Below are 23,823 nucleotides of genomic sequence, written 5' to 3' on the forward strand. Positions count from 1 at the left end.
GCTAAATCATTCATTTTAAAAGTTTTAGTATTTTTGGCACGATATTTTCTATGTATTAAAACGGAATAATAATGAAACCAAAAATAAAAGTTCTCTTACTAGTGGCAATCATGTTAGGTGGAGCCCGAACTTTGGCCCAACGGGGAGTTCGAATGGCCTATGTGGATATGGAATACATTTTGGAGAATGTAGAGGAATATCGCGATGCCACCGAACAGTTGGAGAACAAGGTGCAAAAATGGAAAGTGGAGATAGAGCAAAGGCAGAGTGTGATTGCTCAAATGAAGAAGGATCTAATGGCCGAAAAAGTACTTTTGACCGTTGAGTTGATCGAAGAACGTGAGGAGGAGATACAGATCCTGGAAAAAGAGATGATCGAATACCAACAAGATCGTTTTGGTCCGCAAGGGGATTTGGTTATGCAGAAAAGGCGTTTGATCCAGCCGATCCAAGATCAGGTCTTTAATGAAGTACAAAAGATAGGGGCCAATAAAAAGTATGATTTTATTTTTGATAAATCTGCGGATGTTGTAATGTTGTATTCCGAAAAAAGACATGATATCAGTGAGTTGGTTTTGCGGGGTATTGCCAGGACAAGAAAAATAAGCAAACCGAAAAAGACAAATGATAGATTGTCGAATTTCGAAGATGATGGGGAAGCTGGGGAAGAAGAGGTGAGCGATGCCTTGAAAGAAAGATTGGAATTGGCGAAACAGGCCGAAGAAGCCAGAGAGCAAACGGCGGCGGAGAAAAAGGCCGAACAGTTGAAGATCAGGGAAGAGCGGAAGAAAGCCTATGATGAAAGAAGGAAGAAACTCCTAGAAGAAAGGGAGGCGAAAAAGAAAGCGCAGGAAGAAGAGCGGAATAAGGAGTCCGAGGAAGAGGATACGGAAGAGAACGAAGAAACCGAAAATAAAGAGAATACCGAAGAAGAAACGGGAAACCAAATAATTGATACGAATATCATTAACTTAAATTAATACTCAAATATTTTAATTAGCAATCATGAAAGAAGTAAAGAAAATAGTAGTTGCCTTGGTGTTGTTTGTTGCGGCGACAAGTTTTGTTCAAGCCCAAAGTAAAATTGCACATATAGATGTTACGCAACTTTTGTCCCAAATGCCTGAAATGAAATCGGCTGAAGCCGAATTGAAGAAGTTGCAAGAAACGTACAGGGCCGATATTGAAAGTTCTATGACCGAATTGAAGAACAAATATACCCAGTATTCAAATGAGTCTTCTTCCAAATCTGAAGAGGAGAACCAAAAACGGGCCCAGGAATTACAAGTGTTCGAAAAGAACATTGGTGAGGCACAACAAAATGCACAGCAAGAGCTTCAAAAGAAACAAGCTGAATTGTTCGCTCCTATCTCGGAAAAAGCAAAGGCTGCCATTGAAAAAGTGGCTGCGGCCCTTGGGTATGACTACGTAATCGATGCTCAAGCAGGGGGTGGATTGATCGTGGCGAAAGGCAAGGACATTCTTCCTGAGGTCAAAAAGGAATTGGGCTTCTAAGGTACCCTAAGGAACAATAAAAAAAACCACTCCGATGCGCGCATCGGAGTGGTTTTTTTTATTTACGGCCGATGAGTTTTTTCTTAATTCCCCTCCATCTCAATTGGCGTATAAAGATTCCTTCTTCCGGTGAGACCATTTTGGGCAGTTGTTCCCCTTTGGCCTTAAAAAAGCCTTTCATGTTGTGGTAGAGGATTTTTGGATTTTTCTGTTTAAAGGCCATTTTGGAGGAAGCGATCAGGGCAAGCCAAAATCCATAATCCATGGCGTACATAGCTTCGCCCTGCATCAGTTTTGCTTTGGCGTTATAGGCTTTTCCCGTTGGGCGTAGGTGTTTTACCTTTAACCCCGCTATTGTTTTGATGTCAAAACCGTGGTATTGGGTGAGTAACTCATCCATGGTATCCCAGCCCATTTTATTTTTAAGTCCGCCTATGGCTTTAAAACACGCCTTGGTGTAGGCCTTAAAGGCTCCTCTAACGTGTTTTTTGTCCATGGGGTGGTTAAGGGTCCATAGGTTGTTTGCATCGAGCTCATAAACGAACCCACCGGCCAAACCTATTTTCGGGTCTTGTTGGAATACCTTGGCGATCGTTTCAAAATAGTTTTCAGGGAGTATAAGGTCGGCATCGAGTTTTACAATGAAATCATAGGAATCATCCAACAGATCATGGCCTTTTCGAAAGGCATTGATCACTTTGCTCCCTGGAAGATGTTCATCGGAAGAACTGGTGTTCAGTTTGGTGAAAAAACCATGGGTGTTGCAGTATCGGTCTATGATATTCTCCGTGCCATCGGTAGAATGGTCATTTACGATGATCGCTTTTTTGGGAAGAAGGGTTTGTGTGGTAATGGACCTTAAGGTTTCCTCCAAAAATGCTTCCTCATTATGGGCGGGTATGACGATATAGTATTCCATTAAAATCAATTAGGCTTTTAAGCTGTTCGCTCTGCATATACGATATAGTATCTTGGGGTAAAGCTGCGTAGGAGGGGTCTAATGCCTATTTTCTTAACGGGATTGCTCCATTTGGCACGGTCAATGATCTTCCATCCGGCTTTTTCCAATAGCCAATCGAATTGCCAATCCTCAAATTCATGAAAATGCCTGTCCCAAGGGTCTGTTTTACTCTGGTAGGCAGGGGCGAACCACAATCGCAAGGGAATGCTGGCTACCAGTTTCTTTGCCTTTATTTCACGTAGCACATTAAAGGGTGCTATAAGATGTTCGAATATCTCAAAAGCCGTAACGACATCGGTAGGGGTATCGGTAATGTTGGTGAAATCCAGATCTAAATCCTCACCTTGGGTATTTGCTACCGTATATCCCGTTTCTTTCATGATTTTGGAAAAGGGGTTTTCTACGCCTAAATCCAAGATCGTTTCATCTGTAGTGATATGCTTCTGTAAAAAAGCCAGGGTATTCTCAAATCGCTTATTTGGAAAAGTCTTTTCGTACATTTAAACTAGGTCGTATGGTATGGCCCCACAATCGGGGTCAATCTTTGTATATGGGGTACGAAGTTAAAAAAATATGCAGAGGCATTACCCGATACCTCTGCAATTCTTTAATTGGGATTAATTCGAAGTCCGTTATACCTCGTATACCATGGCATTGATGTTCATACCGGCGCCAACACTGGCAAATAGGACCAAATCGCCTTTTTCAATGTTATGGCCTTCTATGTTCCCTTTTCTTACCTTATCGTAAAGTGTAGGGATGGTGGCCACAGAGCTGTTTCCCAATCGCCCAATGGTCATCGGCATAATACCTTTAGGGGTTTTGAGCTTGTATAATCTGTAAAACCGTTTTAATATGGCCTCATCCATTTTTTCATTGGCTTGATGGATGAATATTTTTTTGACTTCGGAAATGTCCCTTCCCGTTTTGTCCAAGCATTCCTTCATGGCTTGGGGTACGTGTGAGATGGCGAATTCATAAATTTTTCGGCCGTACATTTTTATGTAACGCCTATCCTCATCAAGGTCTTTGTTGTACGATTCGCCAAAAAACAGATAAAAGGCCTCATCATTGGCATAAGTTGCGGTCTCATGGTTGAGGAATTGTCCTTTGCCTTCGGTTTCCTCGATAATGGCGGCACCTGCGCCATCGGCATATAGCATCGTGTCCCGGTCATAATCATCAACGACCCTGGAAAGGGTATCCGCTCCGATGACCAAACATTTTTTTGCCATTCCGGCTTTGATGAACGCATTGGCTTGTATGACCCCTTCGATCCATCCAGGACAGCCAAAAAGCACATCATAAGCGACACATTTTGGATTTTTGATGCCCAATCTGTGTTTTACACGTGTTGCAAGACTGGGAAGCGTATCGCCTTGGATTTTTCCAAGGGACACATCGCCGAAATTATGGGCAAATATGATATAGTCCAAGGTTTCTTTATCTATGCCTGCATTTTCAATGGCCTTTTCTGCGGCTAAGTACCCAAGGTCAGAGGTGTTCATCTCTTTTTTAGCGTAACGTCTTTGGCCAATACCCGTAATCGATTTGAATTTTTCTATAATGACTTCGTTCGGACCTTCGATGGAAGATCCATCGGTGTTCAAGAAAGTGTTCTTTTCGAAATCTGAGTTTTCAATGATGGTTGTTGGTCTAAAAGACCCTGTTCCGGTAATCGCTATGCTCATTGGTGCTGAAAATTTTATGCAAATTACCCAATCCCCGAATTTTTAGGGGTTTAAAAAAGGGTAACAATACGATGTTCAAGATAATTCAATATATATAAATTAATAAACAATTGACTTAAAACTGGGTCAAAAGGCTCGAGTTTATGGGGGTTTGTAATGTTATTTATATTCCATATACGCTTCAATGGGGGTGCAACTGCAAATAAGATTACGATCTCCATAGGCGTCATCGACCCTTCTTACCGTTGGCCAAAACTTGTTGTCCGATACGTAGGGCAAAGGAAAGACCGCTTCTTGTCTGCTGTATGGGAAATCCCAGTGCTCACTTGTCAACATCGACATGGTATGGGGTGCGTTTTTCAGCGGGTTGTCCGTCGGGTTGTCAACGGCCCTGTCGATCTCTTTGCGTATCGAGATCAAGGCGTCGCAAAAACGATCCAATTCCGCTTTGCTTTCGCTTTCGGTGGGTTCGATCATCAAGGTTCCTGCAACCGGAAATGATACCGTGGGTGCATGAAAACCATAGTCCATCAAACGTTTGGCTATATCGGTGACTTCAATGCCGTTTTGTTTGAAAGGTCGGCAATCTATGATCATCTCATGGGCTGCCCGGCCATTTTCCCCGGTATAGAGTACTTCGTAATTTCCACTTAACCGTTCTTTGATATAATTGGCATTCAAGATGGCCATTTTGGTGCTGTGGGTCAACCCTTGTTCCCCTAGCATTTTTATATACGCATAGGAGATCAGGCACACGAGGGAGCTGCCCCAAGGGGCTCCTGAAATAGCGGTAATGGCATTGGTGCCCCCGGTCTTTACCAATGGATTCCCGGGCAAGAATGGTTTTAATTGCTCGGCAACGCAAATAGGACCTACTCCGGGGCCACCACCGCCATGGGGAATGGCAAAGGTCTTATGTAGATTCAAATGGCAAACGTCGGCCCCGATCGTGGCAGGGTTGGTAAGCCCTACTTGGGCGTTCATATTGGCCCCATCCATATATACTTGGCCGCCATGTTCGTGTATGATCTTGGTAATATGCTTTATTGAGGATTCGAATACGCCATGTGTAGACGGATAGGTGACCATTAAAGCCGCAAGGTTATCGGAATGTAATTTGGCTTTTTCCTCCAAGTCAACAATATCGATATTTCCCCTTTCATCGGTTTTGGTTACAACGACCTTCATCCCTGCCATAACGGCTGAAGCGGGATTGGTACCATGGGCCGAAGCCGGGATAAGACAAATGTTGCGGTGTTCTTCGTTTCGCGATTTATGATAGGCACGAATCAGCATCAATCCGGCATATTCCCCTTGTGCACCGGAATTGGGTTGTAAAGAGGTACCTGCAAAACCGGTAATCGTTGTTAGGTCTTTTTCGAGACCCCGAAGTACTTCTTGATAGCCTTCGGCTTGATCTAAAGGTACAAAAGGATGTATGTTGCCCCATTCGGCCCAACTTAGCGGTAACATTTCAGTGGCCGCGTTCAATTTCATGGTACATGAGCCCAAGGAGATCATGGAGTGGTTCAACGATAGGTCTTTGCGTTCCAATTTTTTGATATAACGCATCAATTCGGTTTCTGAATGGTATGTATTGAAAACCTCATTTTCAAGAAATGGCGATTTACGGGACAGGGTGTACGGAATCACTTCATTCACCGGTTCCTTTATGGAACCGTTTTCGACTGTACTTTTCAACTCGGTAAAGCAGGAAAGAATCGTATCCAAATCGGAGACTTCGGTAGCTTCGTTTATTGAAATCGATACGGTTTGATCGTCGATATAATTAAAATTGATGCCCCTGTCCGCCGTAATATCCTTAAGGGTTTCCGCATGGGGGACATTGATTTTAAGGGTGTCGAAATATATGGTATTCAACTGTTCAAATCCTAAATTCGCAAACGCTTCACTTAACGTTCTTGTTAGGTTGTGTATTTTATCGGCAATGTATTTTAACCCTTGTGGTCCATGGTATACCGCATACATTCCTGCCATTACGGCCAAAAGTACTTGGGCCGTACAGATATTCGAAGTAGCCTTGTCCCTTTTTATGTGTTGTTCCCTGGTCTGTAGGGCCATACGCAATGCCGGTTGTCCGTCGGCATCTTTCGTGATCCCGATTATCCTACCGGGGATATTTCTTTTGTACTGCTCTTTGGTGGCAAAGAAAGCCGCATGTGGCCCTCCATATCCCAATGGAATGCCAAATCGTTGGGTGGTACCTACAACCACATCGACACCGAACTCCCCTGGAGGCGTTAATAAAACCAAACTTAGGATATCGGCAGCGACCGCCACTTTAATTTCGTTTTCCTTGGCCTTGGCTACGAAAGTGGCATAATCCTTAACCTCCCCATATTTTCCCGGATATTGCAACAATGCCCCAAAAAAGTCATTTCCAAATTCGAATTCTTCATCATTACCGATGACCAATTCTATGCCGAGGGGTTTGGATCGGGTTTGTAAAAGGGATATGGTCTGGGGTAAGACTTCGTCGGATACGAAGAACTTTGCGATTCCATCTTTCTTTTGTGGTCTGGTTCGTACTTCGAATAACATCGACATGGCCTCTGCGGCAGCGGTACTTTCGTCCAGGAGGGAGGCATTGGCCAGTTCCATCCCGGTCAAATCAATGACCATGGTCTGGAAGTTCAAAAGGGCCTCCAAACGGCCTTGGGCAATTTCGGCTTGGTAAGGGGTGTAAGCCGTATACCAACCCGGATTCTCCAAAATATTCCTTTGGATAACGGAAGGGGTGATCGATTCGTGATATCCCAACCCTATATAAGACTTGTAAAGCTTGTTTTTTAAAGATAGTTCCTTGATGTGCGAAAGGAACTCATGTTCGCTCATCGCCTTTGGTAGTGCTAGGGGTTTTGCCAACCGTATGTCAGAAGGAATGGTTTCTGTAATTATTTGGTCCAGACTCCCGGCCTTTACGGTTTGGAGCATTTGCTCAAGGTCTCCTTCATTGATTCCAATGTGGCGTGAAGCAAACAAATCGGTTCTCATAGGTACTGAATTTTGATGGGCAAAATTAGGGATTTAATCCAAGGTATTTAAGCGGATTGCCCATGTAATGGACTAAAGTTTTTAACCAAATCAAAGGGTTATAAACAGTTTGGTTACTTTTGCCCGATGAACACCATGAAACGACTGTTCGATTTTTATTTGGATGCCAGTATACATGTGTCTTTGGCAGTGGTTTCCTTGTCAATGGTCACCGCCCTTTTTTTTGATATTCCCTTAAAGGGCCATTTGGGCTATTTTATTTTTTTTGGGACGATCGTCAATTATAATTTCATCAAATATGGGGTGGAAGCCAAAAAGTACCTTTTAGTAGGGAGCCGTTACCATAAAAATATCCAATTCTTTAGTTTTGTTTGTTTTTTCCTTACCTGTTACCATGGTTGGTTCTTGGGCATGGCTTCATGGGGGGTCATTCTTATCTTAACTGGGTTGACCGGTCTTTACGCGCTTCCGGTTTTGCCGAATGCCCGGAATTTAAGGAGTCTCGGCGGACTAAAGGTTTTCATGGTGGCCATGGTATGGGCCGGGATAACCGTTGTTTTGCCTTTGGTGGAAATGCAAAAGGTACTGGTGTGGGATGTTTGGGTCGAAGTGGTACAACGGATATTGTTGGTGTTGGCTTTGTTGATCCCTTTTGAGATAAGGGATCTTGCCTATGATGCCCCTGATTTAAATACCATTCCCCAGCGTTTTGGGGTATTTCGGGCCAAGATTTTCGGGATTTTTATTGTAATCCTCTTTTTGGGGCTTACGTATGCAAAGGATTTCGTGACGGATTTGGAATTGATTTCCAAGGGGATGCTTTCTCTGGTTTTGGGTGGACTGATATTGGCAACCAAGCGCAATCAGTCCAAATATTATTCCTCTTTTTGGGTCGAGGCCGTACCTATGTTATGGGGAGGGTTGATTTGGGCCATGGTGTACTGGTTCTAAATTTTTTCCTGAAGTTCCTTTTTCATTTTTACCTTTTCTTTTTCCGGAATGGCACGTAAAGGTGCTTTGTCGCAAAGTGAGGTCAGTTGGGAGTTCTGTTTTGAGAATTTGGAACAGGTCTTACATACCATTAAATGCAGTATCAATTTGATCTTTTCGAAAAAAGTCGCCTCTTTGTATTGTTCCTTATTGCAGATTATTGCTGCTTCTTCACACGAAATCATATTAAAACCAATTTTTATTAAGACAGTCCATTAAAGCGGTTCTGGCCCTGTGGATCATTACCCAAAGATTAGACGGGTTTATTCCCAGTTCTTTACAGATGTCCTCGGTATCCATTCCCTGAATGGTCTTCATTGAAAAGACCATAGCCTGTTTTTTCGGTAATTTTGAAATGCATTCTTGAATGGTCAATCCCAGTTCCTCGTTTTCGATATCATCGTTCTCAAGGATGCTCAAGGGATCGGCAACCTGTTCTTCTAGCCAATCCCCATCAGCGTCGATTTGGCTGCTGTAGCCCATACGTACCTCGGCTTTGCCTTTATTGGAGTTGATCTTGCGATAATAATCGATCACTTTTCTTTTTAGGATGGCGATAAGCCATGTGCGTTCGGCAGCGGTACCCTTGTAATTGGATGCTGATTTTAATCCTGCGAAAAAGGTTTCCTGCACCAAATCCTTGGCGATTTCCGCGTCATTGATCCTGGCTACGGCATAATTGAAAAGATAATCCGCATAGTTGTCTACCCAGGTGTCAGGATGTAATTGATGTTGTTCCATGAATTTATTACTGGTTCCAAAAATAGATTAAATTTAAAGATTATACGTATTTTTAAATAAAAGTGGTTTTATTATGAGGTTTATGTTATTGATTGGAATACTGCTGGTTATGAATTCGGGTTGTTCAGGGATCAAGGAAAAGGATATCACCGAAATTCCACAGACGGCAATGGATGGTATTGTTTTGGTGGATGTCAGGACGCCGAAGGAATTCGAAGAAGGTCATTTGGAAAATGCCTTGAATATTGATTGGATGGGCGATGGTTTTATGTCCGAATTTGAAAAAATAGACAAGGATAAAACCATTTACCTGTATTGTCGTAGCGGAAGACGTAGTGCCAGTGCCACCAAATTCCTGGATTCCTTGGGGTATTTGAACGTGTATAACCTAAAGGGAGGTTATCTGGCCTACAAGGCTGCAAATGAATAAGTGGGGATGATAATTCGCTAGCCCTTTTTTTTGCGTATCAGGTTTGATAAGGAACTTTTGTCCGGGTTTTCTGTTTCGTTCCCATGGGCATGTGGCTATTTGGGAAGGTGATGGTACTTGGTGCGGTTATATCGGTTCCCTGGGCAGTGCCAAGGAACCGATGTTCCGATAAGGTATATTCCCTTGCGTGGGAATTGAACCCTAAACCAGACTGTCTTTTTCGTTGGTGTACGGTCAGGTTTATAACAATCCCGCTCTTTTCAATAAAGCTTCTACCTTGGGTTCCGCGCCCCTAAAGCGTTTATACAGGACCATAGGTTTTTCGGTTCCGCCTTTTGAAAGTATGTTGTCCTTGAATTTGGATGCGATCTCTTTATTGAAAATCCCTTTTTCCTTAAAATAGGCAAAGGCGTCCGCATCTAAGACTTCTGCCCATTTATAGCTGTAATAACCAGAGGAGTAGCCCCCTTGGAAAATATGTGAAAATGCCGTACTCATACAGGTTTCCGGGGTGTCAGGATAGAGTTGTGTTCCTTTGAAAGCTTCGGTTTCATGGCTTTTTACGTCTTTGATGCCCGAAGGGTCAGCGCCGTGCCATGACATGTCCAAAAGTCCAAAACTCAACTGGCGTAATGTGGCCATGCCTTCATGAAAGGTGGAGGACTCCTTTATTTTAGTGATCAGTTCCATAGGGATGGTTTCACCCGTATCGTAATGTTTGGCAAAAAGTTCCAAGGCCTCTTTTTCGTAACACCAATTCTCCATTACCTGACTGGGCAGTTCAACAAAGTCCCAATAGACCGATGTGCCCGATAAGCTGGGGTAGGTGGTGTTGGCCAGCATGCCATGTAGGCCATGACCGAATTCATGGAACAATGTGGTCACTTCATTGAAGGTCAATAAAGAGGGTTTGCTCGGGGTGGAACGGGTAAAATTGCAAACATTGGAGATGTGTGGGCGAACGTTTTCCCCATTCTTCACATATTGTGGTTTGTAAGAGGTCATCCAAGCACCCCCGCGTTTTCCTGACCTAGGGTGAAAATCGGCATAGAACAACGAGATGAAGTTTCCTTTTTCGTCGGTTACCCTGAAGGTTTTCACCTCTTCGTTGTAGGTGTCGATGTCAAAGACTTCGTTAAATCGGAGGCCGAACAATTCCCCGGCAACCTTAAAAACCCCGTCGATGACGTTTTCCAATTTAAAATAAGGCTTTAACTTTTCGTCATCCAGATCAAAAAGTTTCTGCTTTAATTTTTCGGCATAATAAGAACCGTCCCATTTTTGTAGCCGATCTATGCCGTCGAGGTCTTTGGCAAAATCTTCCAATTCCTTAAACTCCCGTTCTGCCGCGGGTTTTGCTTTTTCCAAAAGTTCGTTCAAAAACTCATGGACCTTTTCCGGGGTTTCGGCCATGCGCTCTTCCAGTACAAAATGCGCATGTGTTTCATAACCCAGTAGTACGGCCCTTTCATGGCGAAGATTGGCGATCTTAAGTACGTTTTCCTGATTGTCGAGTTCATTTTGATAAAACCCCTTGCTGCCGAAGGCCATGGAAAGCTTTTTTCGCAATTCCCTGTTTTTTGCATATTTCATAAAGGGGATATAGCTGGGGTAGTCCAAAGTGACCAACCAACCTTCCTTGTTCTTTGATTTGGCCATTTGGGCCGCTGCCTCTTTTTCGCCCTCTGGGAGTCCATCCAGGTCTTTTTCGTCGGTAAGGTGCATCTCGAATGCGTTGGTTTCGGCCAAAACATTTTCGCCGAACTTTAATTTCAGTTTCGAAAGTTCGGTGTCGATCTCGCGCAAGCGTTTCTTTTTGTCATCGGGCAAATTGGCACCATTTCGGCTAAAACTCTTATATTTTTTGTCGAGCAGGGTGTCTTGCTCCACGGTGAGGGCAAGAGCGTCTTTTTGTTCGTAAACGGCCTTGATCCTCTTGAAAAGCGCCTGGTTCAAAGTAATGTCATTACTGAATTCGGACAGCAAAGGGGATACTTCTTGGGCGATTTTCTGTATTTCCTCGTTCGTTTCCGCGGAATTCAAATTAAAGAATACACTGGAGATCCGATCCAACTGTTGTCCCGAAAATTCCAAGGCTTCGATGGTGTTTTCAAAGGTCGGGGCGTCACTGTTTTCGGTAATCGCATCGATTTCTGCACGCGCATCTTCGATGGCCTGTAAGAATGCCGGTTTAAAATGTTCGTTTTTTATTTTTGAAAAGGGTGCCCTATCAAAAGACTGAAGAAGTGGGTTGCTCATAGAAATTAATGTATTGACGTGTTGTTAGATTTTTGGTGTTTAAAATAAGTGCTGATTAGGTCGATAACAAGAAATGGTAAAGTGATTGATAAAGCGAATACGGCTCCCGTGATAAAGCTGAAATTACGGGCAGTATCCGAAATTTTGTTTTCCAGGAAAAACTCCCATCTTATAAAAACGGAAATCTGGATCACGAGGTAGATCGCAAGGAAACCGAATGCACCCCTATAAAGGCTTTTTAAGTGGGGCCTTTTAAAGCCTTTCTTGTAAACGGCTAGCAATACGATTGAAAAAAGAGCAAAAAGACTGCATATGATGGTCGGAATGTTCATGCTTGAAGCAGGTTTTGTTCGATTTTATCGTTGAATATCCGCGTTGCTTTTCTATTTGATGTTCCTTACTTCTTTCGCCCCTTCGATCACTTTTTGTTTTAAACCTTCTTTATACAGGATGATCTTGTCGAGCACGCATTTATCGGAACTACCGATGATCTGTGCGGCCAGTATACCGGCGTTTTTAGCTCCGTTCAACGCGACCGTTGCCACGGGGACACCTCCGGGCATTTGAAGAATGGATAAAACGGAATCCCATCCATCTATCGAATTGCTGCTTTTGACAGGGACTCCGATAACGGGGAGTGGGGACATCGAGGCCACCATTCCCGGTAGGTGGGCTGCCCCTCCGGCACCTGCGATGATGACCGAAATACCGTTCTTATGGGCATTTTTACTGAAATCGAAAAGTTTTTCGGGCGTGCGGTGGGCCGATACGATGTCGACCTCGACCTCAATATCGAATCCTTTTAAAATGGCAATGGCATCTTGCATTACCGGCAGGTCGCTTGTGCTTCCCATGACTATGGCTACTTTGCTCATGATGTTCTGTTTAGAATCAAAATCCTTCAGGATAGGGGTTTTGATTTTGTTTATTGCGCAGTTCGCGCTATTACTTTTATCGTTTCCTTTACTTGTTGTGCAATTTTACGGGCTTGGTCCAGATCTTTGTTTACAATGGTCACATGCCCCATTTTTCGAAACGGCCTGGTTTGTCTTTTTCCATAAATATGGGGCGTAACCCCATCCAATTGTAAAATTTCCTCGATATTTTGATAGACCACATCCCCTGTATGGCCTTCGGCGCCTACCAAATTCACCATGATTCCGGCGACTTTGCTTTCGGTATTGCCCAAGGGTAGGTTCAGTATGGCACGTATGTGTTGTTCAAATTGATTGGTGTAACTGGCCTCAATACTATAATGTCCACTATTATGGGGTCTTGGGGCCACTTCGTTTACAAGGATCTCATCTTCATGGGTCTGGAACATTTCCACGGCCAATAGTCCGACATGTTGGATACGATCGGAAACTTTCAATGCGATTTCCCGAGCTTTTTGAGCAACTTTTTCATCGATTCGGGCTGGGCATATGACATATTCCACTTGATTGGCTTCCGGGTGGAATTCCATCTCAACCACGGGATATGTAATGACTTCCCCTTTTGCACTTCGGGCAACGATGACCGCAAGTTCATGTTTGAACGGTATCATTTTCTCGGTTATGCATTCGCCGGGAGGCAGTCCTTCAAGGTCGTCGATGCTGCGGATGATTTTGACCCCTTGGCCGTCATATCCGAATTGGGCACTTTTCCATACAAAAGGAAAATCCAAGCTTTCATGTTCTATGCTTTCCTTGATTTCACTGGCATACGCAAAACGGGAGAACGGGGCCGTCGGGATATCATTGTCGATATAGAACAACTTTTGTTTGGCCTTGTTCTGTATAATGTGAAGTGCCTTGGTCGGCGGATATACTTTTATGCCTTCCTGTTCCAACTTTTCAAGGGCCGCTGTATTTACATTTTCGATTTCAATGGTAAGTACATCGACCTGTTTGCCGAAATTATAGACGGCATCAAAATCGAGAAGGTCGCCTATAGTGAAATCATTGCAGGCAATCCGCGATGGCGCATCTTTGGAAGCATCCATCACTTTGGTATGGATGTCGAATTTGCGGGTTTCATAGAGCATCATTTTGCCCAATTGACCACCGCCTAAAATTCCCAATTTAAAGTCAGAAGAAAAATAATCCATGTGTTGTTACGAGTGCTTCAGGTTCATGTTCGACGGAAAACTGCAACAAAAATACATCGAATTCTCAAAACTGTGGGGTTGACATTCAAAAAGAGAAATCAAAATGGTATCTTTGACACCTTATATAAAACAAGACCCTTGATAAAACTACACGATAAATACTTTAAGCCTTTTCTGCGGGAGGAACAGATTCTCGCTGCCGTAAAATCGATCGCCCAAAAAGTGGCTGCTGATTACAAGGATGAAGTGCCCGTTTTTGTGGGGGTGCTTAACGGATGCTTTATGTTCGTTGCCGATTTCTTAAAGGAATATCCGTATGCCTGTGAAGTTTCGTTCATAAAATTAAGTTCCTATCAGGGCTTGACCTCTACGGGAATTGTTGAGACCTTGTTGGATATACCTGATAATTTGGAAGGCAAGAGTGTGATCATCCTGGAAGATATCATAGATTCTGGCCGTACCTTAAAGGAATTGATCCACCTTTTCAACAATACCAATGTAAAGGAATATAAGGTCGCGAGCTTGTTTTATAAGTCCGAGGTGTATAATGGGGAATATGCAATAGATTATGTAGGTATCGATATCCCGGATAAGTTTATAGTAGGGTACGGACTTGATTACGATGAGTTGGGGCGTAACCTGAGAGAAGTATACCAATTAAATCAAAAACATATGATCAATCTAGTTCTTTTCGGTAAACCTGGAGCCGGAAAAGGTACCCAAGCAGCGTTCTTGAAAGAGCAATATAATTTAAAACATATTTCAACGGGGGATGTTTTTCGTTACAACATCAAAAATAGCACCGAGTTGGGCAATTTGGCCAAATCCTATATGGATAAAGGCGATTTGGTTCCCGATGAGGTCACTATAAAAATGCTGCAGGATGAGGTTGAAAAACATTCGGATGCAAGTGGTTTTATTTTTGATGGTTTTCCAAGAACCGTGGCACAAGCAAAGGCCTTGGATGAATTTTTACGTACCAAGGACATGAAAATAGACGCCACGCTCGCTTTGGATGCCAATGATGAGGTATTGATACAGCGTCTTTTGGAACGTGGTAAGGTCAGTGGTAGGACCGATGATCAAGATGAGTCCAAAATAAGGAATCGTTTTGAGGAGTACAATCAAAAAACGGCTCCATTACAGGCCTATTATGAAAGCCAAGGAAAATTCCATAGTGTTAACGGTATAGGGGAAATCGAGGATATTACCCGTCGTTTGGCCAAGGTGATCGAGGAATTGTAATTGTCCGTCAAAAGTTACTTGTCTTATACCAAGGGGCTTTCGAAAAGGATAAGGAATGGGCCAATTTGACGTGCAGGAATATCTTCAGCACCGATCAATACAAGATAAATATAGTTAAGGATGACCGAAGGTAATTTTGTTGATTACGTTAAGATCCATGCCAACTCTGGTAATGGAGGTAAGGGTTCCGTGCATTTGCATCGGGAAAAATACATTACCAAAGGGGGTCCTGATGGGGGTGATGGTGGCCGTGGCGGACATGTGATCGTTCGCGGGAACAAGAATTTATGGACCTTGGTGGGCTTTAAGTTTCAACGTCATTTCAAGGCAGGTCATGGTGGTCATGGTAGTAAGAACAGAAGTACCGGGGCCGATGGTGAGGATGTCTATATGGATGTTCCTTTGGGAACCGTGTTCCGCAACAGTGAGACCAACGAGATCCTGTTCGAAATTACCGAAGACGGGGAAGAAAGGATCCTTGCCGAAGGGGGTATGGGAGGTCGTGGTAACTGGCATTTTAAATCGGCTACGAACCAAACGCCCCGTTATGCCCAGCCTGGGATAAAAGGGCAGGAAATCGATGTTATCCTTGAATTGAAAGTCTTGGCCGATGTCGGTTTGGTCGGATTTCCCAATGCAGGTAAATCAACCTTATTGGCAGCCATAACGTCGGCCAAGCCCAAAATAGCGGATTATGAATTTACTACGCTCAAACCCAATTTGGGCATTGTCGAATATCGTGGTTTCCAGAGTTTTGTCATGGCCGATATTCCCGGTATTATCGAGGGGGCTGCGGAAGGGAAAGGTCTCGGCCATTATTTCCTTAGGCATATCGAACGCAATTCGATGTTGTTGTTTCTGATTCCGGCCGATAGTAAGGATATCAGTAAGGAATATGAAATCCTATTGGATGAACTCCGTAGGTACAATCCGGAACTCTTGGATAAAGAACGATTGGTCGCCATCTCAAAAAGTGACATGCTCGATGCGGAATTGATGGATGAGATGAAAATTGAGCTCGATAAGGATTTCAAGGATATCCCCTATATGTTCATTTCCTCTGTATCCCAGTTTGGAATCATCGAACTGAAAGATAGACTTTGGAAGATGCTCAACAGTTAATCGAAAAATGGGACGGTTCTAAACGAAAAGTCTGATTTTTCTTTACATTTAAGAAAAGCTAAGGCGATGAAAATCATACCCTACTTATTATTGGTCCTTTTGTTTACTTCGTGTCAAGCCGTTCGTGTGCAGACCGATTATCAAAAAGGCACCGATTTTTCAAATTACGCGACCTACAATTATTACAGTGATATGGAAACGGGATTGGGTGATTTGGAAGAAAGGCGCTTTCTAAAGGTGCTCGATGCCGCTTTAAGGGGCAAAGGGTTGCTGTTATCCGAAGAGCCCGACTTTTTTATCAATATCCAAAGTGAAATCTACCAGACTCCAAATGACAATACGGTTGGATTGGGGGTAGGTGGTGGCGGAAGGAATGTCGCTGGTGGACTGTCTGTCGGAATTCCCATTGCGTCTTCAAAGGTTCAACGCGAAATCATACTCGATTTTATCGATAGTCAAAAAGAACAATTGTTTTGGCAGGCTGTAAGTAGTAGTAGTTTCCACGAAAATACATCACCTACCGAACGGGAAGCCAAACTTCAGGAAATAGTTGAAAAGGTATTGTCAAAATATCCGCCTAAAACCAAATAACGGCCAGCTGTATTTTTGACTTCCCGTATGATGGTCGTACAGCTATGTGGATTAGGGATATGCCTTAGGTCAACTTTGTTTTTCGTTCGGGATTTTACAACCCATATAAAATAAATCCGACCCTTTTTTCATACCATTTGAACAGCATGCCTTCGATTACCTACTAAAACCGATAAATGAAAAACGCTTCGCCATGGCCATTGATAAAGTGAAGGCTAAATTGGAAGCATCGAATAATGAAACGGCAGTCAACGCAGCAAGGTTGACCGGAAGCAGTCAGGTTTTCATAAAGGATGGGGAAAAGTGCCGGTTGATAAAAATCGGGGATTTTTCCCATTTGGAAGTCGTAGGCAATTATAACCGTGTGTTCTTTCGCGATGAAAGGCCCATGCTTTATAAATGGTTCAACCAAATAGAGGAAAAGCTTCCCGAAAAATACTTTTTTAGGGCAAATCGCCAACAGATTATCAATACGAATTTCATCCAGGATTTGGTGCCCTGGTTCAAGGGAAATTAAAATTGAGTATGCGCAACGGTGAAGAAGTGGAAGTGTCCCGAAGGCAATCCTATCTTTTCAAAGACCGAATGGGTCTATAAGAAGCGTCAATCAATGCTCCCCTCTTAAGCTCTAAGCAAATCTTTGTACCGGTCTTTGTAATTGTATAACATCACTATATTAAGGATAAGTAAAACCAATGCCCTTAAAATGGAACCCGGTTCCAGAAAGGCATGGAATAAGATGGTGTTTACCGATACGGTAAGGAGTACCAACATCATTAAGGCCCCATATTTGTTGACCAATAATGAAATACCTGCGAGTATTTCGATAATGGCCACTACCTTAAGGGTATTGGTGCTCATAAGAGCGGAAAAATAATCGGTTGCTGCGGCCGACATTTCGCCCATTGGCATAAAATGAAAAAACTTATCGAATCCTACGGCGAGTAAAAAAACGCCAAGGACAAAACGGAGTACTAAGAAAATCGTAGCGTTCATAATTGATTGTTTTTGAGTTGATGAACAATTAAATTATGAAAAAAAATACCAAAAAAATGAATAATTGGCAATTATTTAAGAGTTATGTTTATTCTCTGACCTTCGCTATGACTGCTGAACTCCGGGGCATACATGCTTTGAATGGTGGTGATGCCCGTACTGAAATCACCGGCATTGTTAACGTTTAGGTCATATTCGAAAACATAGATGCCTTTTGGGAGTGAATCGAAAAAGAAATCGGTGCTGGCATCTTTCGTGCTTTCATAATACCCCAACCCATCTTGCCATTTGTATTGCGATAGCACATTTATGGGTTCCAGTCCGGCTGCACGCATGTCTTTCATATGGACGAATTCCATATTCCGGTCAGCACGGAGTTCTATGCGCACCCGTACAAGATCGCCTACCTTTAAATTGGTTTTAGGGGTTATTTCCGAAATTTCCTCACCGGTATCGGTATGGGTTCTCAAGAACAGTTTCTTTTTCAGTTGTATAGGGGTCGCGGACGGGGTTATGTTGTCCAAGTCCTCAAAATACTGCCAATAAAGGGCTCCCCAAACGATACCCTCTCCTTTTTCGGTAAGTTGCACCTCACCTAGGTTTGTATTTATTTCACTGTTGTTCCACGATGTCTTAAAATATCCGGTACCGGCTTCAACCCGTATGTTTTCCATTTTGGACGGTTCTATTTTTTTACCGCCCACCAAAATATCCACGGCATCGGTAACCGAAAGCCAATCGCTTCCTTGACGCAATAGGGCGTAGACCGCATCGGTAGTGGCTTTGGTCGATTTCCATTGGTTGGTCTGTTTGTTTTTCAGCAACCATATTTTAAGTTTATCGACCGTAGTGCTATCATCTGAGATTTCCGAAAAAGCTTCAATCAGTAACGCTTGGGTCTCAACAGGGGCTTGGTACCAAGACCAAGATGGGGTGTTTTCTTTCCAGTACATGCCCATTTCCCCAGAAACAATACTGTTATCCTTTAGGGAACGTAGAATTTTACTAGCCGTTGCATTATCGTCCTTTCTATGCAGTACCAAAGCCAATATTCCCTTGGCATAAAGACTTTTTTCGATCCAATATTTCTTGGCTTGCCCTAAGTAGTAGGAAGTAATGGCATCAAGCTTTTCCGAGGTTGCTATTTCCGGGAAAAAACTGCGCATATAGAGGTAATGCATTTGCAGATACGTCAAATGGTCATTGTCGATGTTCTTCGCATGCTTGTTCATTTGCTCGTATTCCTTCATAAAGGCTTCATCCAAATAGTGAATGGCTTTAGCGGTCATGGCAGGCAGCTTGGTATCCTCATCGGTGTGTACAGACAGCTTTTTCAAATGCCCTAGGCCCGTAATGATATGTTGTGTGATAAAACGGTTTTCCCTTCCGCCTTTAAACCATGCCCAGGCCCCGTTCGACATTTGGTTTTGTTTCAATTGGTTCAGGGCTTTGGCTTGTGCCTGTTGCATTTGGTTCAGGTCGAACAATAGGGCAATACGTTTTTTCTGCTCGGTTTCCGATTGTGCATCCCGCAACCAAGGGGTTTCCTGAATGAGCAATGCTTTTAGCTCCTGGTTCTTTTCCAAATTGCTCAATAAGGCATCGCTATGGGCCCATTGGTCAAAGACCTCCTTGATCCTAGGGGAGCTATTGACAATATGACTCGCCAAGGTATTGGCGTAATATCTAGAAAATACCTGTTCGTTGCAATCATAAGGGAATTCCATGAGATAGGGCAGGGCCTGTACGGCATACCATGCCGGGTTCGAGGTGATCTCTAAAGTTAGTTTGTGGTTTTCTAGGGTCGTTGAAGCAGGGTCCTTCAATTTATCCAAAGTAAAGGTCTTGGATTGGTTACTGCCTACCCACATGGGTAAGGTTTCGGTCACCAGCATGCGGTTGGTCAAAACCGGAAGCACATTTTGTTCGCCATCACTAAAATCACCGGCTTTTGCAATGATCCTGTATTGCAGGGCCTGTAAGTTAGCCGGAATCTTCAATGTCCATGACACTTGGGTGTTTCCAAGGGCATCTGCCGAAAAGGAAATTTGTTGTGTTTCGGCAAGTAGGAGATCATTTGTGATCTGCTTTCCGGAAATCACATCGGTCAAGGTTATTTCCGCTTGCCCTGTCAGTTTTTTTTCCGTTAGGTTGGCGATTTTGGTGCTGATGGTAATTTGATCTCCTGCGCGGAGAAAACGCGGTACATTGGGTGTCACCATCAATTCCTTTTGGGTCACGGTCTCGAGCGTACTCATGGCACTTTGTAAGGACTTGGTATGTGCCAATAGCTGTAATTTCCATTGGGTCAGCGCTTCGGGTGTCGTAAAGCTAAAAGATACATGGCCCTCCTTGTCAGTATGCAATTGGGGAAAGAAGAAGGCGGTTTCCTGAAGGTTTTTGCGAATTTGGATAGGACCTTTGTCTTCTTCCGTAATTGGGGCTTTTTGCTCGTTCCCTACTTCAATACCCGTTGTGTTTTCAACAGCTACTACTAGGTTCAAAGTTTCCGGATCAGCTTCCATCGCGATCTGTTGATCGGCATTTTTCATTACCCTACTTAGGCCGCGAATATGAACGGGACTATTTCCGAACTGCAACCCAAACCAGTTAAAGGTGTTGTAATATGGGGGCTTGTACCGGTTTCTATACATTGGTTCGCTGAATGTGAAAAAATAGGAGTTCCCGAAACTTCGATCTGCATTGGTACGGAAGTTCGAATAATAGATAGGTTGGTGTAAAGGGTTAAAACCCCAAGAGTGGTCTTTAAAGGCGTCCAAAGAGGCATCATACATATTCGCCAATACTTCGGCGGCGACCTTTTCACCTTTTGGGCCTTTGATTTCAAAGCTCCATGTTTCATCGGTTCCCGGTTTTATCTTGTCCCTAAAGGTCAAGGTTTCGATCTCCAAATCGGTTTTAGGGTAAGGGATGGAGATGGGCAAGACTCCGGTATAAAAAGAGTTATATGCCGAAAAACTATAGGTAAGGGAGAACCCTCCTAAGTCTTCTTCGGTAACGGGAACAACGATTTTCTTTCCTCCGTTTCCTAGGGTGACCAATTGGGTTTGGATAATCTTACGGTCTTTTTCGACCATTACCCTTACATTCAGCATTTCCGCATTGGAGTAAAAGGTTATTACCGCTTTATCACCTATCGCATAATGGTCTTTGTCTGTCTTGATATGGAATAGCTGATTGTCGGGCAAACTATTATCCTTTTCGCTGAAAAGGGTCATATGGGTTAGGTCTTTGACGGTCTGTCCGAATTTATCCTTGGTTTCCAGGGTTATTCGGTATTTTCCGGAAACCCATTTTTTGATGCTACCAAGGTTTATGTCCATGGAAGTACCCGTATCGAAGGATGTTTCCAAAACCAATGGCCCGTTTTCCCATTGGGTTTGGTCATGCTCGTTTGCATAGGCATCGTGGGGGAAAAGCTTTCTGAATTCCCCTTCGTTAAAACCGGGATAATCCGGGGCTTCCCATGGCCTGTTTCGCAATACATGGGCAGGGGATTTCAACTTATAGATTTTTAGGGTCCCTTTAGCGGGAACAAATTGGCCGTTGAGGTTATTGGTGTATACGGTAATAGTATGGTCTTTTTTATCCTTATCCAAGGTTTCGCCAACTACGATGTTTGCGGTTAGTGCATGGTACCCTACGCGGACCGTGGTCATGGTACTATGGGTTTCCCCGTTTATATCGGTAACATCGGCACTGATTTCATAATTGAAGGTGGGCACACTTTCCTTAGCGACCGACATATCGGGAAGGGCCATGAATTTAAATTGATAGTTGCCTGAAGCATCCGTGGTCGTTTCCCCATGGGTAATTTCCTGGGGGGCGCCGTTGAAATAAGGTCGGTACCCAAAATACCATCTTGGGAAATCTACGATCCGTTTGACCCTATAGGTGACCTTGGCATCGGTAATGGCGCTTCCGGCATAGGCCATGGCCTTACCGGAGACGATGACACTATCGTTTATTTTTACGGTGGCCGTAATGGGATCGAATGAAGTCTCGAATTTGGGACGTTTATATTCCTCCACCGAGAAGTTCAGGCCCCCGTTGATATTGATGGCCTTGGAACGGACTTGCAAAGAATGACGTCCTGTAAGTCCGTTGTTGGGGAGTATGAATTCCCCTGTAAATGATCCAAATTCATTGGTCCGTAATTCTTGTGAACTCACTTCTTGGCCATTGGCATCAAGTAGGGTTACGGTTATTGCCGTATTCGGCTGTACGTTGGATCCCGATTTTTCCTGTAAAATGGCGATTCCTTTAAAATACAAAGGTTGACCGGGGCGGTATATACTTCGGTCGGTAAAAAGAAATGAGTTATAGGTTGTTTCGGTATGGTCCTCTTGGTCATACTCCTTATCGATGAAATAATCCCCAAAATAGGCGGTATCGTCACCCGCCGTAATGGTGGCCCTGACACTCGTCCATCGTTTACTGCTTAATGGGATCAAGACTTGGCCCAAGGCATCGGTGGTATAGGTTTTGGTCAAAAAGCCACGGTCGTAGTTCTCTTTATACGTTAGTTGGAGTTGGGCGCCTTTCTTGGGCTGTCCATCGTTTCTGTCTATGACTTGAAAACGGTATTCCGAAGATGTGCGGGTTTCGACCAGTGCCAAATCCGTAACTTGGATATCCGAATAGGCAAATGAAGGGTCTTGGTCCTTAGGGGTTGCCAAGATGAGATATAAGCCGTTCCCCAATGCGGGTAAAAGTACCTCGGTGCTATGGTTTTGATGATCCCCTTCGTTTTTTAAAACGGCATCCCAGGATTTGACCAATTCGAGTTTTTTGATGAAAGCGAGTTTCTTGGGTTCGGGATGGTGTTTATGCAGTTCCTTTAGGTCCTGAGGGGAAATTTTAAAGGCCGAGAATTGCAGATGGTCGTGGTTTTTATAATTGACCAATATGCGGGATGGCTGGTCGGTGGGGATGGACTTCTCTGCGGTAAGTTCAAGGTTTTTGGACAATATGGTCGCTTTAAGGTCCCTACTTTTATCGGCAGCCTTACTCTTGGGAAATTCCTTGATAATACCATCGCATAGGGCAACGGCTTCCTTTAATTTCTTTTGGTGTTCTTTTTGGGTCTTTGGATGGTAGGTATTGCCCCATTGCCGGTATAACAAAGCGGTTTCATGCCGATAAAGGGCCGATGTCGCATGGGGGGCTGTCCCTAGGGATGATTGTTGTAAAACTTTCAAATAGAACGAGTCCTTATCGGGGAATACCGCATACTGGTGTACGTATTGAAGGCGTTCGATATCGACATCGACCATGGCTTCCGGGTTATTGTTCTCGAGGTGGAAAGCCAATAATTGCTGATAGGTCGCTATGGCCTGGGCCTGTAATGATGTCTTGTCCTCCGTATCCGATTTTACCTTTATGAATTCTTGGACCTCGCCCAAAAAGGAAGGGTCATCGATTTCAAATTTATTCGCCGGTCGGGTAATGTCCGACTCTTGGGTCTTGTAAAAATCGAGGGCCGTATGGGCCAAAATATCGAATAGGGTAGGGCGATAGGTTTCAGGGCCCTTTTGCTCATTTAGGATGTCTTTATACGTATCAATGGGGATCTGTTGTAATGACTCGGGATGGGTGAGTGAATTTTTGAAACGAAGGTTTATTTCAGTGAACAGTGTCATGAGGTCCCAGGTTCTAAAATCGACCGGATCTATTTTTGTTTCGGTTTTTGTCCTATGGTAAAACTGATATCGGTTCTGCTGAAAATATTGCCAATATAAATTGGCCAAATAGCTTTCTAAGATGTTTTTGGTGGGAAATGCAGCCTTCAGGATTTCCTGTTTAAAATCATTTACAATACGCAATTGAGCGTCTTCCTCAAGGGTCAGGGCGTATTTGGAGGTGTATAAAAGGGATTTTATGATTTGACCCGTATTGTTTTCCTTATGCGCTTTTTTCGAGATTTTTTCGACCACCCCAAGTGCCGATTTGGTCAAGGCCTCCTTTTCAAATTGGGCTACATTTTCCCATAGCACTTCGTAAGATCCTTCATTTTTTTGGGAATTTGCCATTTGTGAAAATAGGATTATGGTGAGTAGGGTAATAAGATGTTTCATGGTCATGAATTTAGTACTCAAAGGTGTGCAAAACCTATGCCAATGACAACCGCTGATGAGTGAGCGGACGTATAGGGTGA

19 protein-coding genes are annotated in these 23,823 nt (G+C 43.6%); 8 read left to right on the top strand and 11 right to left on the bottom strand.

Annotated elements, in window-relative coordinates:
* Window positions 1–71: 71 nt before the first annotated feature.
* Window positions 72–980 carry an OmpH/Skp family outer membrane protein gene (locus PHU20_RS06690; protein ID WP_274824585.1) on the top strand — a complete coding sequence of 303 codons (909 nt, stop codon included), beginning with the start codon at window positions 72–74 and terminating at the stop codon, window positions 978–980.
* Between the two features lie 25 nt (window positions 981–1,005).
* Entirely contained in the window at window positions 1,006–1,515 is a 510-nt protein-coding gene (locus PHU20_RS06695) for an OmpH/Skp family outer membrane protein (RefSeq protein WP_274824586.1), read from the top strand.
* A 58-nt stretch (window positions 1,516–1,573) separates the two neighbouring features.
* Here the strand turns inward: PHU20_RS06695 and PHU20_RS06700 are convergent, their stop codons facing one another.
* The 4 genes from PHU20_RS06700 to gcvP all read right to left on the bottom strand — a co-directional run bounded on the left by PHU20_RS06700 (window position 1,574) and on the right by gcvP (window position 7,182).
* The gene (locus PHU20_RS06700) at window positions 1,574–2,434 is read right to left on the bottom strand and encodes a glycosyltransferase family 2 protein (protein ID WP_274824587.1); all 861 of its coding nucleotides are present in this window, start codon (window positions 2,432–2,434) and stop codon (window positions 1,574–1,576) included.
* A 17-nt stretch (window positions 2,435–2,451) separates the two neighbouring features.
* Complete coding sequence (locus PHU20_RS06705; RefSeq protein ID WP_274824588.1) at window positions 2,452–2,976, bottom strand: class I SAM-dependent methyltransferase; 525 nt, start codon at window positions 2,974–2,976, stop codon at window positions 2,452–2,454.
* Window positions 2,977–3,108: 132 nt separating this feature from the next.
* The gene (locus PHU20_RS06710) at window positions 3,109–4,167 is read right to left on the bottom strand and encodes a 3-oxoacyl-ACP synthase III family protein (RefSeq protein WP_274824589.1); all 1,059 of its coding nucleotides are present in this window, start codon (window positions 4,165–4,167) and stop codon (window positions 3,109–3,111) included.
* A gap of 159 nt (window positions 4,168–4,326) precedes the next feature.
* A complete protein-coding gene (gene gcvP / locus PHU20_RS06715) occupies window positions 4,327–7,182 on the bottom strand; it encodes an aminomethyl-transferring glycine dehydrogenase (protein WP_274824590.1) in 2,856 nt (951 codons plus the stop codon).
* A gap of 135 nt (window positions 7,183–7,317) precedes the next feature.
* Here gcvP and PHU20_RS06720 point away from each other — a divergent pair, with 135 nt between their 5' ends.
* Window positions 7,318–8,133, top strand: a complete 816-nt coding sequence (locus tag PHU20_RS06720; protein WP_274824591.1) for a hypothetical protein — start codon at window positions 7,318–7,320, stop codon at window positions 8,131–8,133.
* On the opposite strand, the gene PHU20_RS06725 is transcribed toward PHU20_RS06720, so the two are convergent.
* Both PHU20_RS06725 and PHU20_RS06730 read right to left on the bottom strand, forming a co-directional pair.
* Window positions 8,130–8,357: a hypothetical protein gene (locus PHU20_RS06725; protein ID WP_274824592.1), complete on the bottom strand. Its 228-nt coding sequence runs from the start codon at window positions 8,355–8,357 to the stop codon at window positions 8,130–8,132. The two genes, PHU20_RS06720 and PHU20_RS06725, sit on opposite strands and share 4 nt — an antisense overlap.
* Window position 8,358: 1 nt before the next feature.
* Complete coding sequence (locus PHU20_RS06730; protein ID WP_274824593.1) at window positions 8,359–8,913, bottom strand: sigma-70 family RNA polymerase sigma factor; 555 nt, start codon at window positions 8,911–8,913, stop codon at window positions 8,359–8,361.
* 73 nt (window positions 8,914–8,986) lie between these two features.
* Here PHU20_RS06730 and PHU20_RS06735 point away from each other — a divergent pair, with 73 nt between their 5' ends.
* A complete protein-coding gene (locus tag PHU20_RS06735) occupies window positions 8,987–9,343 on the top strand; it encodes a rhodanese-like domain-containing protein (protein ID WP_274824594.1) in 357 nt (118 codons plus the stop codon).
* 240 nt (window positions 9,344–9,583) lie between these two features.
* Here the strand turns inward: PHU20_RS06735 and PHU20_RS06740 are convergent, their stop codons facing one another.
* The 3 genes from PHU20_RS06740 to PHU20_RS06750 form a co-directional block, all read right to left on the bottom strand.
* Window positions 9,584–11,602, bottom strand: a complete 2,019-nt coding sequence (locus tag PHU20_RS06740) for a M3 family metallopeptidase (protein WP_274824595.1) — start codon at window positions 11,600–11,602, stop codon at window positions 9,584–9,586.
* Window positions 11,603–11,985: 383 nt separating this feature from the next.
* A complete protein-coding gene (gene purE / locus PHU20_RS06745; protein ID WP_274824596.1) occupies window positions 11,986–12,477 on the bottom strand; it encodes a 5-(carboxyamino)imidazole ribonucleotide mutase in 492 nt (163 codons plus the stop codon).
* 50 nt (window positions 12,478–12,527) lie between these two features.
* Entirely contained in the window at window positions 12,528–13,691 is a 1,164-nt protein-coding gene (locus tag PHU20_RS06750; protein ID WP_274824597.1) for a 5-(carboxyamino)imidazole ribonucleotide synthase, read from the bottom strand.
* A gap of 138 nt (window positions 13,692–13,829) precedes the next feature.
* Here PHU20_RS06750 and PHU20_RS06755 point away from each other — a divergent pair, with 138 nt between their 5' ends.
* From PHU20_RS06755 to PHU20_RS06770, 4 genes are all read left to right on the top strand, one after another.
* Window positions 13,830–14,936 carry an adenylate kinase gene (locus PHU20_RS06755; RefSeq protein ID WP_274825172.1) on the top strand — a complete coding sequence of 369 codons (1,107 nt, stop codon included), beginning with the start codon at window positions 13,830–13,832 and terminating at the stop codon, window positions 14,934–14,936.
* Between the two features lie 120 nt (window positions 14,937–15,056).
* The gene (obgE, locus tag PHU20_RS06760) at window positions 15,057–16,058 is read left to right on the top strand and encodes a GTPase ObgE (RefSeq protein ID WP_274824598.1); all 1,002 of its coding nucleotides are present in this window, start codon (window positions 15,057–15,059) and stop codon (window positions 16,056–16,058) included.
* 66 nt (window positions 16,059–16,124) lie between these two features.
* On the top strand, window positions 16,125–16,649 hold the full coding sequence (locus tag PHU20_RS06765) for a DUF4136 domain-containing protein (RefSeq protein ID WP_274824599.1): 525 nt from the start codon (window positions 16,125–16,127) through the stop codon (window positions 16,647–16,649).
* A gap of 193 nt (window positions 16,650–16,842) precedes the next feature.
* Window positions 16,843–17,166: a LytR/AlgR family response regulator transcription factor gene (locus PHU20_RS06770; protein ID WP_274824600.1), complete on the top strand. Its 324-nt coding sequence runs from the start codon at window positions 16,843–16,845 to the stop codon at window positions 17,164–17,166.
* Window positions 17,167–17,270: 104 nt separating this feature from the next.
* Here the strand turns inward: PHU20_RS06770 and PHU20_RS06775 are convergent, their stop codons facing one another.
* Both PHU20_RS06775 and PHU20_RS06780 read right to left on the bottom strand, forming a co-directional pair.
* Window positions 17,271–17,645 carry a DoxX family membrane protein gene (locus tag PHU20_RS06775; RefSeq protein WP_274824601.1) on the bottom strand — a complete coding sequence of 125 codons (375 nt, stop codon included), beginning with the start codon at window positions 17,643–17,645 and terminating at the stop codon, window positions 17,271–17,273.
* 71 nt (window positions 17,646–17,716) lie between these two features.
* Window positions 17,717–23,743 carry an alpha-2-macroglobulin family protein gene (locus tag PHU20_RS06780; RefSeq protein ID WP_274824602.1) on the bottom strand — a complete coding sequence of 2,009 codons (6,027 nt, stop codon included), beginning with the start codon at window positions 23,741–23,743 and terminating at the stop codon, window positions 17,717–17,719.
* Window positions 23,744–23,823 lie beyond the last annotated feature (80 nt).

The sequence above is a fragment of the Maribacter polysaccharolyticus genome (assembly GCF_028882255.1).
GTDB lineage: Bacteria > Bacteroidota > Bacteroidia > Flavobacteriales > Flavobacteriaceae > Maribacter_A > Maribacter_A polysaccharolyticus.

Coding starts and splice junctions, on each gene's coding strand:
- PHU20_RS06690 (WP_274824585.1), top strand. CDS start 72: ATGAAACCAAAAATAAAAGTTCTCTTACTAGTGGCAATCATGTTAGGT.
- PHU20_RS06730 (WP_274824593.1), bottom strand. CDS start 8,913: ATGGAACAACATCAATTACATCCTGACACCTGGGTAGACAACTATGCG.
- PHU20_RS06780 (WP_274824602.1), bottom strand. CDS start 23,743: ATGAAACATCTTATTACCCTACTCACCATAATCCTATTTTCACAAATG.
- PHU20_RS06705 (WP_274824588.1), bottom strand. CDS start 2,976: ATGTACGAAAAGACTTTTCCAAATAAGCGATTTGAGAATACCCTGGCT.
- PHU20_RS06740 (WP_274824595.1), bottom strand. CDS start 11,602: ATGAGCAACCCACTTCTTCAGTCTTTTGATAGGGCACCCTTTTCAAAA.
- gcvP (WP_274824590.1), bottom strand. CDS start 7,182: ATGAGAACCGATTTGTTTGCTTCACGCCACATTGGAATCAATGAAGGA.
- PHU20_RS06695 (WP_274824586.1), top strand. CDS start 1,006: ATGAAAGAAGTAAAGAAAATAGTAGTTGCCTTGGTGTTGTTTGTTGCG.
- obgE (WP_274824598.1), top strand. CDS start 15,057: ATGACCGAAGGTAATTTTGTTGATTACGTTAAGATCCATGCCAACTCT.
- PHU20_RS06750 (WP_274824597.1), bottom strand. CDS start 13,691: ATGGATTATTTTTCTTCTGACTTTAAATTGGGAATTTTAGGCGGTGGT.
- PHU20_RS06735 (WP_274824594.1), top strand. CDS start 8,987: ATGAGGTTTATGTTATTGATTGGAATACTGCTGGTTATGAATTCGGGT.
- PHU20_RS06765 (WP_274824599.1), top strand. CDS start 16,125: ATGAAAATCATACCCTACTTATTATTGGTCCTTTTGTTTACTTCGTGT.
- PHU20_RS06700 (WP_274824587.1), bottom strand. CDS start 2,434: ATGGAATACTATATCGTCATACCCGCCCATAATGAGGAAGCATTTTTG.
- PHU20_RS06775 (WP_274824601.1), bottom strand. CDS start 17,645: ATGAACGCTACGATTTTCTTAGTACTCCGTTTTGTCCTTGGCGTTTTT.
- purE (WP_274824596.1), bottom strand. CDS start 12,477: ATGAGCAAAGTAGCCATAGTCATGGGAAGCACAAGCGACCTGCCGGTA.
- PHU20_RS06770 (WP_274824600.1), top strand. CDS start 16,843: ATGGCCATTGATAAAGTGAAGGCTAAATTGGAAGCATCGAATAATGAA.
- PHU20_RS06720 (WP_274824591.1), top strand. CDS start 7,318: ATGAAACGACTGTTCGATTTTTATTTGGATGCCAGTATACATGTGTCT.
- PHU20_RS06725 (WP_274824592.1), bottom strand. CDS start 8,357: ATGATTTCGTGTGAAGAAGCAGCAATAATCTGCAATAAGGAACAATAC.
- PHU20_RS06710 (WP_274824589.1), bottom strand. CDS start 4,167: ATGAGCATAGCGATTACCGGAACAGGGTCTTTTAGACCAACAACCATC.